Source organism: Yersinia artesiana (assembly GCF_902726545.1).
GTDB lineage: Bacteria > Pseudomonadota > Gammaproteobacteria > Enterobacterales > Enterobacteriaceae > Yersinia > Yersinia artesiana.
This window is the reverse complement of sequence record NZ_CACVAD010000032.1, coordinates 1-16,353: the sequence shown is the minus strand read 5'-3', so window position 1 is coordinate 16,353 and position 16,353 is coordinate 1. Positions and strand designations below refer to the sequence as shown.

The window sequence follows — 16,353 nt, the reverse complement described above, 5'->3', positions numbered from 1 at the left end:
CATGATCGGAAAAATCGGCTATCTCGGGCTATTAGTCCCGCTTATCACCTTCTCCGCTGTCACGTTGGCCCAAAGCACCACAGCACAGATTGCTCCTGCCGGAAGCCAGAAAGCCATTTTTGGCGCAGAGGAAAACTTTACCGGCCGTGTACGTGTCGACCCCCTCTTTACTGCGGATAAAGACATAGCCGTTTCCGCAGCTTACGTCACATTCGAACCGGGCGCTCGCTCGGCCTGGCACACCCACCCCGCCGGACAGCGGCTTATCGTCACATCCGGCGTTGGCTTGACTCAAGCAGAAGGTCAGCCGGTGCAAATAATCCGACCAGGAGATGTGGTGTCGTGCCCCGCAGGGGTTAAGCATTGGCATGGCGCAGCACCTGACAGCGCGATGACACATCTGGCAGTGACCGGGATCGTTGATGGAAAGAGTGTTAATTGGATGGAGAAAGTGACCGATGAACAATACCACGCAGATTAAAGTTCTCACCGCCGCGGCTTTACTGGTTTTCAGCGTGAGTCTGACAGCACATGCCGCCCCCGTAACGACAGGAGCATCAGAAATGAATCAGCAACAAACCGTTTCCGACACGCTATCCGCGCGCCAGCAAGCTATTCCCCTGATTGCGTCTTATATGGCCAGCAGCCAGATGGAAAAACTCAATGCGGCACTTAATCAAGGGCTGGATGCCGGGTTGACAGTGAATGAAGCTAAAGAAATCCTTGTTCAGCTTTATGCTTATACCGGTTTTCCTCGCAGTCTCAATGCATTGAATGAATTAATGAAAGTTGTTAATGAGCGCAAGCAACGCGGTATTAACGATGTTCAAGGCAAAGAGCCGGTTAGCCCGATTCCGGTCGGTGATGAACTCCGCCGTGTGGGGACAGCTAATCAGACCAAAATATCCGGCGCGCCGGTACAAGGCCCGGTTTTTGAATTTGCCCCAGTGATTAATCAATTCCTGCAAACACATTTATTTGGCGATATTTTTGCCCGTGACAATCTGGACTGGCAAAGCCGCGAGCTGGCAACAGTCGGTGCGCTAGCCGCCACTCCGGGTGTGGAAGCGCAATTGCTGTCACATACGCGAGCCAGTCTGCGTGTCGGGCTAACAGCAGCACAACTGCGCCAGCTTGCACAAGTGCTGCGTGAGCATGGTGAGGGCGATGCCGCAACACGGGTTGAACAGGCACTGCAACAAGCGTTGGCTACGGCAAAGTAAGCAATGACTTATTGGTTTGAGACTGCTTGTAGTTAAGTCATCAAGCTGAACAATTCAGATCATATCGACTCAAAACCGACATAGAGGAAGTCACCTTGAAGATGCTGTTAAAAACACTGGTATTTTGCATGCTGGCAGGGGGCGTGACCGCCTCGTCAGTTTATGCGGAACCGTTGGTTATTCAGGAGCAAGGAAGTTTTTCTGTTGGTGGCACCGTCATGACGGCAGCGGGGAAATTCGACGCCAAAAAGCCACTGGATTCTGCCGGGCAGACTTATCATGGCGATCATGCTTATGTGTTTTATCAAATCCCAGAAAATCCGCATAAATATCCGTTAATAATGCTGCATGGTGCCGGGCAGTCTTCTCATACCTGGGAAAGCACACCAGATGGTCGAGAAGGCTTCCAGAATATATTCCTGCGGCGGGGGTTTTCGACTTATCTGGTGGACCAACCGCGTCGCGGCAAAGCAGGACGCACCACGGTTGAAGGAACGGTCACGCCCAAACCGGATGAACAGATGTGGTTCAATCAGTTCCGTGTCGGTGTCTGGCCGGACTATTTTAACGGCGTTCAGTTCTCTCACGATAAAGAGGCGTTGAATCAGTATTTCCGCCAGATGACCCCCAACACCGGGCCTTTTGATCTCAACGTTATTTCCGATGCTATGTCGGCGCTGGTGGATAAAACCGGCCCGGCTATCCTGTTCACCCATTCTCAGGGCGGTGGGCCGGGCTGGTACACCGCAATGAAAAATAACAAAGTGAAAGCTATCGTTGCCTTTGAACCGGGTAGTAGCTTTGTCTTCCCGGAGAATGAATTACCGGCACCGATGCCAAGCGCGTTCGATACCCTGAAAGGCGAACCGGTGCCGCTAGATCAATTTATGGCGCTCACCAAAATTCCTATTGTGATCTTTTATGGCGATAACATTCCAGATAAACCAACCGCCATGCCCGCACAGGATAGCTGGCGAGTACGTCTGGCAATGGCTCGCGAGTGGCGTGACGTGGTGAATAAGCACGGTGGCGATGTCACGGTCATCCATTTGCCAGAGGTGGGTATAAAGGGCAACACGCACTTCCCTTTTTCTGATCTGAATAATGTCGCAATTGCCGATCAGGTCAGTCAGTTCCTGAAAGAAAAAGATTTGCAGTAACACTCAACAACGCAGGATGTATCGCTAATTAATGAATCCTGCTCATTAAGCTTATCTAATTACGACCTATAATCAGATAAAAAACTCTGCGCTATGCTTATCTCAAGCACAATACTCAAGGATAACGTCATGCAAACAGTAAAACTGAATAATGGGATTGATATGCCCTTGCTGGGCTTTGGGGTCTTCCAGATGACGGACGCAACAGAATGCGAGCGCGCCGTGGTCGATGCCATTGAGACAGGTTATCGCCTAATTGATACAGCGGCTTCCTACCAGAATGAAACGCAGGTAGGGAATGCAATTAGGCAAAGTGGCATTGCGCGAGATGAACTGTTTATCACCACAAAATTGTGGTTGCAGGGTGCGAACTATGAAGGGGCGAAAGCACAGTTTGAACGCTCATTAAATCGCTTGCAGCTGGATTATGTTGATTTGTATCTGATTCACCAGCCCTATGGCGATGTGCATGGCGCATGGCGTGCGATGGAAGAATTGCATCAGGCGGGTAAAATCCGTGCCATTGGCGTCAGTAACTTTCAGCCAGATCGGCTGGCAGATCTCATGGCATTTAACAAGATAGTCCCAGCAGTAAACCAGATTGAAGTAAACCCGTTCAATCAGCAACTGCATGCCGTGCCGTGGATGCTGAGCCGTGGTATTCAACCGGAAGCCTGGGCGCCGTTTGCTGAAGGGAGAAATGGCCTCTTCCAGAATCCGGTATTAACTGCCATCGGCGAAAAATATGGCAAAAGCGTAGGACAGGTTGTCTTACGCTGGATTTTCCAGCGCGGTATTGTTTCGCTGGCTAAATCGGTGCGTAAAGAGCGGATGGTCGAAAATATCAACGTGCTGGACTTCGAGCTTAACCATGAGGAAATGCTCCAGATCACTGCTCTGGATACCGCGACCAGCGCTTTCTTCTCTCACCGTGACCCTGCCATGGTGGAATGGCTGACCGGCCGTAAACTCGATGTCTGATATTGTTAGCCAACTCAGCATAATGTCTTAACTCACAATCAGCGACTCCAGTAAGGTGTCGCTGATGTTTTATTCAGAATATCGCGGTGGCCGTGCTATTTTCGCGTCATCCCATCCAACGTCTTATTTATAAATAATCACTTCACAGCTTTTTAATTTCGGTGACATAAGTGACTGCCACTGCATCGACAAAATTAGGTACGTCGATAAATGCAGCTTTTCCTATCGGGGAATCAAACGCAGCAACGGCATCTTCCAGCGAGTCGAACCATAATTCCGAAAAACCATCAATGGGTGAGTCGGGATAGACGCGCCGGTCGATTGGATTCAGTACGTAAGCACGAAGACCGGGTAATTTAAGAGTGATAGCCGTGTGTATCTCCTGCCAGTATTCGACAAAATCGTCGAAGCTCTGATCTTTTTTCTTTGTCAGCAAACCTACATGTTTAAAGCCTTTAACTTCGGTCATGGTTATCTCCAGTATCCAGAGTGAGCGTTGTCGCCCCAAGGCGAAACATTAATTCTGGTGCATACTATGATTGATTCCATTTAGACTATAAATATGGTTTTGCTATCATCTTTATAGACATAAATTCTACAATTGAATGCCCTGAAGAACGCTATCGTTATATTTTTTGATGATATCCGGCGGGTATTCCATTGAGAAAAACACCGTCAACAATCTGAACAGACTAGTGAATATATGAGAAAAACAGATCATCTCGGCGGTATTACTGCCTTTGTCACAACAGCTCAACACGGCAGTTTTACTGCGGCTGCGGAACGGCTCGGGCTAACAAAATCAGCGGTAGGAAAGAGTGTGAGTCGTCTGGAGGATCGGTTGGGGCTTAAACTTTTTCAGCGGTCGACACGAAGATTGAGTCTCACGCCTGATGGTGAAAAGTTTCTTGCCAGTTGTCAGAGTGCAATCGATATTCTGGAACTTGCTGAAGCAGAATTGACCGCTCATATTACCCACCCCGCCGGGCGCTTACGGGTAGATTTACCGGCTGCATTTGGCAGACAGCGTATCTTGCCTATTCTGCTTGATATTACCCGTCAGTATCCCGAACTGGCATTGACCGTGACATTCAGCGAGCGATTTGTTGATCCTATTGAAGAAGGTATTGATCTGGTTATACGTATCGGCGAACTCGCGGATAGTAGTGGTCTGGTTGCCCGCAGATTGACAACTCAAAAGCTGGTAATTTGTGCTTCACCGGATTACCTCTTATCTCACGCAGAGCCGGCCCAACCAGAAGAGTTGAGCCAGCATAAGTGTGTGGTTGGTTTTCGACGTAACCAACCTATATCCTGGTTGCTGAAAGACAATACCGGACAAATTCGCCGTTATACCCCGACGCCAACACATGAGTTTGCTGATGGTGATGCGATGCTGGCCGCCACGCTGGCGGGATGTGGTCTATGTCAGTTACCGCTCTGGCTCGTCGGCAAATATTTGCAAAGTGGGGAATTAAAAGAAGTTCTTATCGGGCATTCCGGTGGTGAAATGCCCATCAGCGCGTTGTGGCCAAAAAATCGTCAGTTACTACCCAAAATCCGTTATGTAGTGGATGAATTGGTCAGAGCCGCAGAAACGGGTTTACTGGACTGATTTTATTGATTATCCAATTGTGTTGAATAGAACGGATAATCTGTATAGCCAACTTCTGTACCACCATAGAACGTCGCGCGATCAGGTTCAGTTAACGGCCAGTCATTTTTCATTCTTTCCACCAAATCAGGGTTAGAAATGTAGGGGCGACCGAAACCAATTAGATCAGCACATCCAGCTTGGAGGTACTTTTCTGCCAGCTGTTTATCAAACCCACCGGCAATAATCAAAATACCTTGATATACGGCTCTGAATTTTTGAATGAATCCATCAGGAATAGCTTGCTGACCCAGGGTTTGCTGATCACTGAGATGCACATACGCCAACGAGCGAGTATTTAGTTCATCAGCAAGTTGTAGCCATGTCTGCTCCTCACCTTCAAAAGCGTGCATATCGAAAAGACGGCCAAAAGGTGCCAACCGGATGCCCGTTTTATCACTTCCGATCGCTTTTGATACAGCATCGGTCACTTCAAGCGTGAAGCGAATACGATTGCTATGGCTTTCACCACCATATTCATCATTGCGAGTATTCAGTCCACCATTAATAAACTGTTCCAACAGATAACCATTTGCAGCATGAATTTCGACGCCATCAAAACCCGCCTCAATCGCATTCTCCGCCGCCATAACATAATCATTGATAATGTCTTTAATGCCATCAATCGTCAGAGCTTGTGGCGTTGAAACGGGTACTTGGCCTGGGTTACCGTTTTGATCTCGTGCATAACAGTGACTGTTTTCGGCTTTTACTGCGACGCTGCTGACCGGAGCAGCACCGTTATTCTGTAGGCTGGTATGGGAAATGCGACCGACATGCCACAATTGCAGGAAAATTCTCCCACCTTTTTCATGCACGGCCTGAGTCGTTAAAGACCATCCCTTTACTTGTTCTTGACTGTAAATACCCGGAGTAAACAGATAGCCCTGCCCCTGCACAGAAATTTGAGCGCCTTCAGTGACAATTAACCCGGCAGATGCCCGTTGTGCGTAATATTCTGCCGTCAACTCATCTGCAATATCACCTTTTCTGGCTCTTGAACGCGTCATCGGTGCCATCACGACGCGATTATTCAGAGTAATATTACCGACTTTAAGTGGTGTAAATAGCTTTTCCATTTTTATCTACCTGTATGCAGAAGTTTTATCTATGTTCACTGTATGAGATATCAATGTGAATAGCGTTTTGTTCCGAATATTTGGTCCATAAACTCTACAATATTTTTAGAGAGGTAAAGTTAAAATACCTTGAACGGCATGGAGATCGGAGCAGATAAGCAATTGGGGTTGAGTCGGGGTAATATGCTGGTCGGGGTATTTACTGGCTACAGTTCATCCGATGTTAAAGCTACTCATAGTGCAGGAGCCAATGGGGATATTCGCAGTTACAGTGGTGGCCTCTACCTGACCTATCTGGATCAAAGTGGACTCTATATTGATACGGTATTGAAAGCTAACCGTTTTAATAATGAATTGAATACTCAAGGCGCGCGAGCGGAATACAGTCAAAATGCCCTTACCGCCTCGCTGGAAAGTGGTTATCAATTACCGGTTTATACCAATCTGGTACTGGAACCGTATGGCGAAGTGAGTTAGGGACAATATTGGCGGCCTCTTATACCCTGAATAAAATAGCAATAAAACCATACATTAAACTGGCTATTGCCCGTGAGTTTATCAAAACCAATACAGTCGCCATTATGCACCGGGGAGATGTTTTGCCCATAGCGAGAACGGTATCAATACATTTGGGCTGACGTTTGCTAAACAGCTTGATGCTATCCGAACAGAAAGACTGATTTCAGAGACAAAATCCGGACGCCAACTCTCTAAGCCTTCTGACAAAATTGTCAGAGAGCCGTCAGTCTGATGTCAGCCTACCTGCGCCAGAATTACTGCTAAGACTAACCACTGCTGATTGAAGGAATGAAACAGTGAGAATAAAAAAGGTATTTAGCGGGTTTCTGGCGATGATTGTCATGGGGCTTCTGGGACAGCCCGCGTTCGCATCAGAGGATTCATCCGCACAATCCCGCACGCTGATTATCTATTTTTCCCAGCCCGAGGAAATGAAACCTGATGCCGTAGACGGTTTTTCCGGGGCCAGCGTATTACAAAAAAACACGCCGAAGGCCGGCAGCACTCAGTTTATTGCACAGCTAATTCAGGAGCAGACTCACGGCGATCTGTTTCGCATTGAAACCGCCACTCCCTACCCTCGCCAGCATGATGCACTTTTACGCGTTGCCGAAAAGGAACAGCAAACTAAAGCCAGGCCCTCACTAAAAACGCCGCTCCCCGACCTGAGCGATTACGACATCATTTACGTTGGCTATCCCATCTGGTGGTATACCATGCCAATGGTGATATATGGCCTCTTTGAGCAACATGACTTTGCCGGTAAAACGGTCATTCCCTTTACCACCCATGGAGGCAGCCGTTTAGCCGACTCCCTGCGAGAAATTGCCCGCATGCAACCACAGGCCAAATTAGTCACTCGTGCGCTCTCGATCTCACGCAATGATATTTCAGGCCCTGACGTACCCGCGCAGGTTGAGCAATGGGTAAAACAAGTCCAGCCACAGCGTTAATCCATCGACATGAAGAAAATTTATATTTTCCAGGTCATGCAGGATACGCTGATGACTTTACTTCTACTGGTACTGATGGGGTTTCACCTTCACGGGGAAATCGTACATGAATGGGTGGGTATTATTTTTACGCTGCTCATCATTTTGCATTTATACCTTAACAGGCATCGCTTGTGGTCACTGTCGCCAAATATTCCTTTAACGATGCAAGTAGTTAACAGAGTCATTAATGCAGTGACATTCGTTGTCATCCTGACCACTATTGTCTCTGGCATGATGCTGTCCCGACATATCCTTCTGAACCTGCCGTTCCACAACCCGGCGAGCTGGGTCAGAAAAGTACACATGACGTCGGTCCACTGGGGAATGCTCATTCTGGCGCTGCATATCGGGTTGCACTGGAAAATGCTGGCAACGTTTCTCTGCCGGATCCTGAACATCCCCGACAACTCACACTTTGCAAATGTCATTATGCCGGGGATTTTTTCGATAATCGCATTACTGGGATTGTACTGGTTACTGAACCAGGACTATCTCGATTATTTGCTGATGAAGGTAGATTTCTCCTTTTTCGATTACGATGAATCTGCCCTTCTTTTTTATTTACGCTACCTATCCATTATTGTTTTATTTTCATTAATTACGCGCTTTTTACTTTGGTTTCTTATTTTTAGAAAATGCAAAGCGATGTCGCCACAATAGGGGTTCACTGACAGAATTGTCAGGCTGGCGTCAGTCTGACGACATGTCACCCTTATTAGAATCATTTGCAAACCCTCCCCATCATCGTAGATAAGGACGCTTTGCATGATCAGACATTTACGTTACCTCGGGCTGTTACTGCCCCTCTTCACATTTTCATCCTGGGCAGCGGAGCAAAATCCCGCTGTCCATATCTCCCTCGCCGGAAGTCAGAGCGTGGTGTATGGGCCAGCGGAGAACTTTACCGGTCGCGTTCGGGTTGATCCTCTCTTTAAACCGGATAACAACATCCGTGTTCGCCAACTGGCACAGGTTCTGCGTGAACATAGTGAAAATGATGCGGCTACGCGGGCAGAAAAGGCGCTGCAACAGGCGCTCGCAAACAATTAGGAGTTGATTATGGAACATGATCCCACTCGCAGAATGTTGATTACCGCACTTGCCGGGCTCACTCTGGCGAACGTTTCCCTGGCATCAGCGACCACCGGAAACGCAAACGTGCAGGGTAAAATCCGTATTCTGGTGGCGTACTTTTCTCGCAGCGGTAACACTCGGGTGATTGCGGGCGTCATTCACCGCAGCCTGAACACCGATCTGTTTGAAATCGAACCGACCGCGCCTTATCCGGAAGACTATTTTCAGACTGTTGAACAGGCAAAAAATGAGCGTAAACGGGGAATAAAACCCGCATTAAAAAATAGCGTCGCAGATATCTCACGTTATGAGACCGTATATTTAGGCTTTCCGATCTGGGGGACCAGCGTGCCGCCCGTAGTGCAAACATTTCTCAGCAGCCACAACCTTGCGGGCAAATTACTCATCCCCTTCATTACCCACGGTGGCTACGGTAAAGGAGACAGCGACGACATCCTTGCCAGTCTCGCCCCAACAGCCCGCCGGGAAAAACCGCTGGTCATTGAATGCGACCAGGAGCGAAGAACCACAGAAACGGTCACCAGTTGGTTAGAGACGATACGCAGCTAGAACGCTTGGGGTATTTCCCTGACGTGCATTTGACCCTACAGGAGCGAAATTAAACACCTAATACATTGTTAAATAATATTATTTTCCTCATCCAATTTTCTATATACCCCCAATAATACCCCCAAATTATTTTGTGTCTCTCAGCGCAGCTAAAGAAACATGCAAATCACGGGAACATCCGGCCATTCTTATCATGTACTCAACCATCAAAATCATCATTTCCAGACAACTATTTTACCCATGAATCAAAGGTAGATAACGTGCTGACACCATGAGATATCAGTAGAAGCTGGTGGACGTCAGGCCTCTTTGCGCTTAAACTATAACCACTTAATTCTCACTGTTTGGGGCCTGAATATGATCACACATTCGCCACATACTATTGCTAACAGAACCGAGCGTATTGGGTGTTTTACCGTACCTGGTGTTTTGGGTGGCTTTGAAGTGAGAAGCATGAAGAATCGTAAAGAACGTCCCCTATTGATGGTCGTTCGTACCGGCTGGGAAAAAGCCGCTGCCTATGAACAAATACGCCCAGTATCTGAAATCGTTATTGAGAAAAACGGTAAGTCTCGTCCAGTTAACCAAGCTTTTTTCTGGAATGATTTGCAGGATACCTCTATCGATTTCTCACAAAAAGCGGTTGATTTGTTCTTCAGTAAGAAAGGGACTCTATCTGCATGTCACCCAATTTAATTGCTGAACACGATAAAATATTAAAATGGCCGGAAGTTAATGATTTAGCTCCCGGCCATTTTTTATGGCTCCCTGAATTTAAAACCCCGAATGGTGACCTCTTTCAAGCATTACTTGAAGATGATGGGAGTAATATGGCCCATCTTCATATCAAAGAGATACTTTCAGGTGAGCATATAGCAAGCTATGTTTTGACTTTCGACCTCACCCCACCAGTGGATTTAGGCCAACGTTTACCCCAAGTTGAATCAGCTTATGTCTCACAAGAATATCAAGGTGGGGGCGTGTCTACTGCCACCTATAAAGCCATTATTGACCATTACGGTGCTGTAATAAGTGATACTTATCAGACTGAGGGCGGGATGGTGCTTTGGCTGTTTGGTCTGTCTAAAGATGACAGCATCCAGTTAACCATTCTAAATGTGGATGGTCATACATTGGATTATAAAATTAACGAGCACGGCGAAAGGATCAGTTTTCAGGGTGATAGAAAATCTTTGCTGGAAATTGCTGATACTATTTGGGGAAACCCAGATAATGTCGAACTGAGCAATCTGGAGACATTGGGCTTTACACCATCATGGCGTAATCACAATAATCACGTTTTGGCCGCAACCAAATCTATTATCTAAATCCCCCGATTTAATACGCCTGATTACGCTAACTCGGGCGTTTCTATTACTCAAATGCTCGTTTATTATTGCTTGATAAAAACTCTGGGTATAGATTTTTGTTAACCCTATAAATCCCAATTCACATCCTAAATCAGCACCATCCCCCTACTACTTTCACTTTGAACCATTATGTTCGGTATCATTCAAAGCAGGGCCAACCAGAGATAACAGGAGTAATCTCATGATAAACCCAGCGGAAAAGCTCAAGGCAAAGCAGCAGGAATTTATCAGTATCAGGGAGTTGATTCAGCGAATTTCGCGTCTCCACCCCGCAATGAGTCAGGCACAGATAGCCAACTGGCTGCTGATAGAATTGACGGATGCCCGGCCAGTTTCACCGCCGTTACTGATTCAGGACGCGCTCGGTATTATCCGCTCCCCCAGCTTTGATGACCCCCAATTTTGCTATTTTGATCTGCTCTCGGCAGCGATGGCCAACCCTAAAATGGATGGAGCGCCTTGTGATGGATGGATACCTGAAAGTTATAAACCTAGCGAATTTAATCACCGACCCGATGAGGAGGATGATCACGAACTTCCCTTCTAAGGTATTAACAGCATGAATTGTTATGATTACATCGGATTTAACCGCACTGAAATAGAACAGCTTTTGCAGATTAACCTGCGTGACAGTGACGAAGAATATCAAAACATTCTTAAAGATAAATTGCCAGGATGGCTAACGCCATTTCTATCCAGAATTAATATCACAATAAAAGAAACTGCGGCATTAATTGTCGGGGTGATACCTTATTCTATTCAAACTGATGATATAGGAATTGTAATAATTAATTATGAGAAATCATTATGGGATGCAGTGGATTGCAACCTATTAAGTTGTCGGGATATTAGTTATACCAATGCTAATAAAGATATTCGCTATGACGGTTATTTATTAAAAGCAGAAGTAGAGAGCTAGCTTAAGGTGAATGGCTTTCACTGGCCGCTGCCGCCGGGCGCTGTACGGGTGCCGGAGCAGCGGCAAGCGGAAGAGAACTGGGGTGGTTTTGCCGGTAAAGAAACCGCGCTGGCGTTTATTGCCGGTATGGCAATCGCGTTAGCCAGGAACAACCCGCAGTGCCGGCGCGGCGTCAAAATGAATAAAACTGCCATTGCCCGTGTGGCGACTCAGGCCATGCTCAACGCGGGTTTCAGCGGAGAAATGGTGACCGAAAAGCAAATGAGCAACTTGATCAGCGAGGCGCTGCTCGTTTCTCTGCCCGAGGCCGATAATCCTTAGACGAGTGGAAGTTTATTTCCAACTCGCCGCTATGGGTTTCCAACTAACATATTCGCGTTACGGATTGACCTAAAACAACCGGAATAAAGGTTCCTTTTATTTATTTGCCACTTCCCCCTATTACGGCCTGATTTTGTTTCAATTAATTCAGTAGCCACCGAGAGATAACAGGAGTCATGGAATGACCTATTCATCATTAATCCGATTGCCAGAAGTATTAAAACGTACCGGTTTTAGCCGGCCTTGGGTTTATAAACTCTTAAAACAAAAGCGCTTCCCACCACCGATAAAAATAGGCGGGCGGGCCATCGCTTTTGTTGAAAGTGAGGTGAATGACTGGATTGAACAGCAAATTGCACATTCACGGGAAAATAAACAATGAATGCGCCTAAACATTATTCGGAATGTATTTCCTTAAGCGTCTCATCAATGATGGCGAAATCCTGGCGCTCCAGCCGTTCGTATTCTGCCCTCACCGCCGGTTTCTTTAGCATTAGGGCGACCACTTGTTCATGGGACAGGCTGGGTGGTTGGCGTTTATTATCCAAATCGCAACTCCTTCATTCGTTTGGCGGCTTTGCCCTTTTCTCTCCACGGCATATAAGCCGTTTTTTGCACCACAATATGCAAAATAACAATCTGCCAGTCTATTTGCGCCATAAAAATGACGCGATTCCAGCCTTTTGGCTCAAAAAAACACAGCTCAAACACCTCTTCGTAATGCTTCGGGGTGGCATCAACCATCCTAACGCCGTAGCGCTTCATGCGCTGAGCCAGGCTAATAAAATTGGCCTGCAAGCTGATGGGTTGGGCAAGAAGCTGGGTGATGACGTCGTCATCGTAATATTCAATGGTGTAGTTCATAGGCTAAAAAATAACAGAAACGTTATTTTCCTCCGGCTGCGGATATATCGAAAGGAACGCCCCGACAAGCCTCAATGCCATCGGGGCGTTTATCCACCACGGAGCAAGGTTGGCGTGGTGGATACAGCGAGTCTACGAATATTTCTGCCGGGTTCAACTACTGGACAGCAGAATCAGATTATCTGCATCTAATTGATATATAAATTGTATTTATAAAATTTAAAACATTTCCATGGGTGTTAAAAATGGCCCGAAAATGGATTTTATCCGCCGGAAACCGGGCGTAAAAAGGAAGAGTCATGAATCAATTTATTGCTGGGGTCGCGACTCAGGCGCGCGGAAAATGGGACTGTATTCTGGATGCGCTGGCGATCTGTCACAGCAAACAGCACTCCCCCTGTCCGGCCTGTGGCGGCAAAGACCGCTTTCGTTTTGATGACCGTCAGGGCGCGGGAACGTGGTTTTGTAATCAGTGCGAACCCCGATCCGGCGACGGTTTGGATCTGGTGAAAAATGTCCGGCAATGTTCGCTGACAGAAGCCGCGCAGCTGGTGGCCGATATTCTCGGTATCTTGCCCAAACCTAAAGCGCCGGATCTGGCCTCTCTCATGGCGAAAACCACGCCAGGAGAATCTCGCTATTTAATTAATAAAGGTCTGAGCGGCCATAAATTACCTATTCTGCCGGATGGTTCGTTATTGCTGATATTGCAGAATATGGCGGGTGACAGCACCGGCGCACAGATTATCCGGCCCGACGGCACGAAAAAACTGATCGCCGGTAGCCGCAAAAAAGGCGCGTTTATCCCACTCAAACCGCTGCCGGAACAGGCTGAAACCGTGGTGCTGGCCGAGGGTTACGCCACGGCGCAAAGTCTGGGGTTGTTGCTACCGGCCGCCGTGATTATCGCTACCATCGATGCCGGTAATCTGCTGTCGGTGGCGCAGGCATGTCGTACCCGTTGGCCTGCCGCGAAAATCATCATTGCCGCTGATAATGATGTTAACCCGCAAGGTGCTGCCAATACCGGCCAATTGGCCGCAGAAAAAGTGGCCAGCGTGGTCGATGGTTGGGTGACACTGCCGCCGACTCCGTATAAAGCCGATTGGGATGATTACCGCCAGCAAGCCGGTACCGGGCAGGCGCGTAACAGCTTTTATCATGGTTTGTATCAGCCGCCGCCGGTGAGCCAGGTGGCTGAAAACAAAGGGTTACATCCGGCTTTATCGCAAATGGCCGCCAGCCAGCGCGGGCAGTTATTGGCCGAACATTATGGTCAGATTGCGGTACATGCTGAGAGTGAAACGGTGTATCACTATGATGGCGAGCGCTGGGGCAAGCTGCCCGATGGTGTGTTGCGGCGCGAGCTGGTGATGATTTTCAACGCCAACGACACGCCGTATTCACCGGCCGGTATCCGCAATGCCATTGAAGCGATGAAGCTGCAAATCCCGATCATGGCCGAGCCGCCGCGCCACTTGATCGGCTTTCAGAATGGGGTTTATGACCTGAAAGCCAGACAGTTCCGGCCGCATCGCGCCAATGATTGGTTGCAGCATCATAACGACATCATATTCACCGAACCGCAGCCAGACGAAAATCTGGCACACCACGCCCCGCATTTCACCAAGTGGCTGGCCCATGCGGCCAATGACGAATGGCCCAAAATGGCCCGTATCAGAGCTGCGCTGTTTACCATCCTGTCTAACCGCTTCGACTGGCAATTGTTCCTCGAGGTCACTGGCGAGGGCGGCAGCGGGAAATCGGTATTTACCCACATCGCCACTTTGCTGGCGGGCCGCCAGAACACCGCCTCCGGCAATATGGCGGCGCTTGATCAGGCCAGAGGGCGCGCGCAGTTTGTCGGCAAAAGCCTGATTACGCTGCCCGATCAGGTGAAATATGTCGGCGAGGGGGCGGGCATCAAAGCCATCACCGGCGGGGATTTAGTGGAAATCGACGGCAAATATGAGAAACAATTCAGCACTTTGATAACCGCCGTGGTGCTGGCGACCAATAACGAGCCGATGAGTTTCACTGAGCGACAAGGCGGTATTGCCCGACGGCGGGTGATTTTCGCGTTCAACCATCCAGTGAAAGAGGCGGATAAAGATCCGCGAATCGGCGAGAAAATCGCGGCCGAGCTGCCGGTGGTGATCCGCTGCCTGCTGGCTGAATTTGCCGATCAGGACAAGGCGCGAAAGTTGCTACTTGAGCAGCGAGATTCACGGGAGGCGATGGGGGTTAAGCGGGATGCCGATCCGCTTTATGGCTTCTGTGCGCACATTGTCGAGCTGGGCGAGGCGGTCGGTATGTATATGGGAACGCTGGCAATTTCCCCTCGCGCCCCACGCATTTATCTGTATCACGCTTATCTGGCTTATATGGAGGCTTACGGCCATCAGCGTTCATTATCATTGACCAAATTTGGCAAAGACTTTCCCAAAGTAATGAAAGAGTTCGGCGCAGAATACAAAAAAGCCAGAACTGACAAAGGGTTCCGCTACAACATGGATTTATCCGATACCGCCAATGACTGGCTCCCCGCCCTGGCACTGCCCCACCATCCGCAACCGGAAGAGCCACCCCACTAATTATTTCTTCCCTCTGGCTTGTTCAGCGTGTTCAGGAATAGATTTAATTAATTGAAATACAAAGATAAAAACCGGCTGAATAGTTTACTAATAACTGTTCAGTCAGTATTCAGATGTGTTCATTAGTTCATGGATGGCAGCTATTAAAAACTGAACACCTGAACAGTTGCTGAAGAGTCTGAGGGAAAGTGTTCAGAGGGGCCGAAGCCAGAGTGGGTGCGGGTTATGGGGGTGATCTTGTAGGTTGGTGAATGGGGTGAATAGTGTGGGGGTGGGGGAGTGAGGATATAGGGGGAGTCAATTTAGCCCGACCACAATTATCTTAGGAAGGGCCTATACACTAATGAATAACAACAGAATTATTCATCATTATCCGTAGCTTCAAATACCTTAGTCATGATAGTTGAATCAGCCATCAAATAAGAAATCTCGTCCGAATCAGCCGCTTCTAACACTCTCGTTTCCATTGTTGAAAATAACAAACACTCATCAGTATCAGAATTCTCAATGACCGCAGTGACCATCGTGCCAGCACAGGAAATCTCATCTCTATCACTATTTTCAACTGTATGTGTTTGAAAAGTAGAATATGCACTGATTTCGTCACTATCTGAGTTTTCAATCCGCTCAGTAATTATTGTTGCAAGCCCTAAAATTTCATCGTGATCATCAGTCTCAATAGTGAATGTCCTTGTGGTAACATCTAAAATATTTGTATTTTGGATCGCAACAGACTGTTTCATAGTGATCGTTTCACTATAATTCATAATGTATGGCTTCATCTTATCTAACCCCTGTTATGTTGTCATGCTAACTACTAAAATTAACTTTGGTTGTATTGACAAAATTATAATCAATTTCTGTATGGAAATATTTTTCGGACTCATGCCAACCAAAGTTGGATATGAAAAACACACAAACCCAAGTCACAATACATATAGCAATTAGCCGATAAAGATATTTTTCAATATTTCTGACTAGACTAGAGATATATCTGACTGCATCTTTTATATCATACCAATCCCTATAA

The 16,353-nt window shown here is 47.6% G+C and carries 19 protein-coding genes and 5 pseudogenes; 18 read left to right on the top strand and 6 right to left on the bottom strand.

All coding sequences use genetic code 11. The annotated features are described in order from the left end of the window. Position 1: 1 nt before the first annotated feature. The 4 genes from HU019_RS12390 to HU019_RS12375 all read left to right on the top strand — a co-directional run bounded on the left by HU019_RS12390 (position 2) and on the right by HU019_RS12375 (position 3,364). A complete protein-coding gene (locus HU019_RS12390) occupies positions 2-481 on the top strand; it encodes a (R)-mandelonitrile lyase (RefSeq protein ID WP_174848075.1) in 480 nt (159 codons plus the stop codon). Then, positions 459-1,223, top strand: a complete 765-nt coding sequence (locus tag HU019_RS12385; protein ID WP_174848076.1) for a carboxymuconolactone decarboxylase family protein — start codon at positions 459-461, stop codon at positions 1,221-1,223. The genes HU019_RS12390 and HU019_RS12385 overlap by 23 nt, the downstream gene beginning before the upstream one ends. 95 nt (positions 1,224-1,318) lie before the next feature. Further along, positions 1,319-2,383: an alpha/beta hydrolase gene (locus HU019_RS12380; protein ID WP_174848077.1), complete on the top strand. Its 1,065-nt coding sequence runs from the start codon at positions 1,319-1,321 to the stop codon at positions 2,381-2,383. Positions 2,384-2,512: 129 nt separating this feature from the next. After that, a complete protein-coding gene (locus HU019_RS12375) occupies positions 2,513-3,364 on the top strand; it encodes an aldo/keto reductase (protein ID WP_174848078.1) in 852 nt (283 codons plus the stop codon). A gap of 142 nt (positions 3,365-3,506) precedes the next feature. On the opposite strand, the gene HU019_RS12370 is transcribed toward HU019_RS12375, so the two are convergent. Continuing rightward, entirely contained in the window at positions 3,507-3,833 is a 327-nt protein-coding gene (locus tag HU019_RS12370) for an EthD family reductase (RefSeq protein ID WP_174848079.1), read from the bottom strand. A gap of 234 nt (positions 3,834-4,067) precedes the next feature. Here HU019_RS12370 and HU019_RS12365 point away from each other — a divergent pair, with 234 nt between their 5' ends. Further along, on the top strand, positions 4,068-4,979 hold the full coding sequence (locus HU019_RS12365; protein ID WP_174848080.1) for a LysR family transcriptional regulator: 912 nt from the start codon (positions 4,068-4,070) through the stop codon (positions 4,977-4,979). A gap of 2 nt (positions 4,980-4,981) precedes the next feature. Here HU019_RS12365 and HU019_RS12360 read toward each other — a convergent pair whose 3' ends face one another. Beyond that, positions 4,982-6,097, bottom strand: a complete 1,116-nt coding sequence (locus tag HU019_RS12360; protein ID WP_174848081.1) for an alkene reductase — start codon at positions 6,095-6,097, stop codon at positions 4,982-4,984. A gap of 123 nt (positions 6,098-6,220) precedes the next feature. On the opposite strand from HU019_RS12360, the pseudogene HU019_RS20305 reads away from it, so the two are divergent. From HU019_RS20305 to HU019_RS12305, 12 genes and pseudogenes are all read left to right on the top strand, one after another. Then, positions 6,221-6,848, top strand: a pseudogene (locus HU019_RS20305) (hypothetical protein); the annotation flags it as partial. Between the two features lie 100 nt (positions 6,849-6,948). Then, a complete protein-coding gene (locus tag HU019_RS12350; RefSeq protein ID WP_174848096.1) occupies positions 6,949-7,569 on the top strand; it encodes a flavodoxin in 621 nt (206 codons plus the stop codon). Between the two features lie 51 nt (positions 7,570-7,620). Continuing rightward, the gene (locus HU019_RS12345) at positions 7,621-8,271 is read left to right on the top strand and encodes a DUF4405 domain-containing protein (RefSeq protein ID WP_174848083.1); all 651 of its coding nucleotides are present in this window, start codon (positions 7,621-7,623) and stop codon (positions 8,269-8,271) included. A gap of 105 nt (positions 8,272-8,376) precedes the next feature. Next, a pseudogene (locus tag HU019_RS12340) lies at positions 8,377-8,568 on the top strand ((R)-mandelonitrile lyase); the annotation flags it as partial. Continuing rightward, positions 8,563-8,661 (top strand): annotated as a pseudogene (locus HU019_RS12335) (carboxymuconolactone decarboxylase family protein); the annotation flags it as partial. The pseudogenes HU019_RS12340 and HU019_RS12335, both read left to right, overlap by 6 nt. Positions 8,662-8,670: 9 nt before the next feature. Continuing rightward, on the top strand, positions 8,671-9,255 hold the full coding sequence (locus tag HU019_RS12330; RefSeq protein ID WP_174848084.1) for a flavodoxin: 585 nt from the start codon (positions 8,671-8,673) through the stop codon (positions 9,253-9,255). 357 nt (positions 9,256-9,612) lie between these two features. Beyond that, entirely contained in the window at positions 9,613-9,951 is a 339-nt protein-coding gene (locus tag HU019_RS12325) for a hypothetical protein (RefSeq protein WP_042819905.1), read from the top strand. A 134-nt stretch (positions 9,952-10,085) separates the two neighbouring features. Continuing rightward, positions 10,086-10,583, top strand: a complete 498-nt coding sequence (locus HU019_RS12320; RefSeq protein ID WP_227507647.1) for a hypothetical protein — start codon at positions 10,086-10,088, stop codon at positions 10,581-10,583. Positions 10,584-10,806: 223 nt separating this feature from the next. Then, the gene (locus HU019_RS12315) at positions 10,807-11,172 is read left to right on the top strand and encodes a hypothetical protein (RefSeq protein ID WP_174848085.1); all 366 of its coding nucleotides are present in this window, start codon (positions 10,807-10,809) and stop codon (positions 11,170-11,172) included. 12 nt (positions 11,173-11,184) lie between these two features. Beyond that, positions 11,185-11,418 (top strand): annotated as a pseudogene (locus tag HU019_RS20300) (hypothetical protein); the annotation flags it as partial. 132 nt (positions 11,419-11,550) lie between these two features. Continuing rightward, entirely contained in the window at positions 11,551-11,865 is a 315-nt protein-coding gene (locus HU019_RS20295) for a hypothetical protein (protein WP_227739400.1), read from the top strand. Between the two features lie 181 nt (positions 11,866-12,046). Continuing rightward, the gene (locus tag HU019_RS12305) at positions 12,047-12,247 is read left to right on the top strand and encodes a helix-turn-helix transcriptional regulator (RefSeq protein WP_049604475.1); all 201 of its coding nucleotides are present in this window, start codon (positions 12,047-12,049) and stop codon (positions 12,245-12,247) included. A gap of 13 nt (positions 12,248-12,260) precedes the next feature. Here HU019_RS12305 and HU019_RS12300 read toward each other — a convergent pair whose 3' ends face one another. Further along, the gene (locus tag HU019_RS12300; RefSeq protein ID WP_174848086.1) at positions 12,261-12,413 is read right to left on the bottom strand and encodes a hypothetical protein; all 153 of its coding nucleotides are present in this window, start codon (positions 12,411-12,413) and stop codon (positions 12,261-12,263) included. Continuing rightward, complete coding sequence (locus HU019_RS12295) at positions 12,406-12,729, bottom strand: type II toxin-antitoxin system RelE/ParE family toxin (RefSeq protein WP_005158305.1); 324 nt, start codon at positions 12,727-12,729, stop codon at positions 12,406-12,408. Before HU019_RS12295 ends, HU019_RS12300 begins: the two co-directional genes overlap by 8 nt. 299 nt (positions 12,730-13,028) lie before the next feature. On the opposite strand from HU019_RS12295, the gene HU019_RS12290 reads away from it, so the two are divergent. Further along, positions 13,029-15,323: a primase-like DNA-binding domain-containing protein gene (locus HU019_RS12290; RefSeq protein WP_174848087.1), complete on the top strand. Its 2,295-nt coding sequence runs from the start codon at positions 13,029-13,031 to the stop codon at positions 15,321-15,323. Between the two features lie 359 nt (positions 15,324-15,682). On the opposite strand, the gene HU019_RS12285 is transcribed toward HU019_RS12290, so the two are convergent. Further along, entirely contained in the window at positions 15,683-16,105 is a 423-nt protein-coding gene (locus HU019_RS12285) for a hypothetical protein (protein ID WP_174850491.1), read from the bottom strand. A 28-nt stretch (positions 16,106-16,133) separates the two neighbouring features. Beyond that, a pseudogene (locus tag HU019_RS20170) lies at positions 16,134-16,353 on the bottom strand (hypothetical protein); the annotation flags it as partial.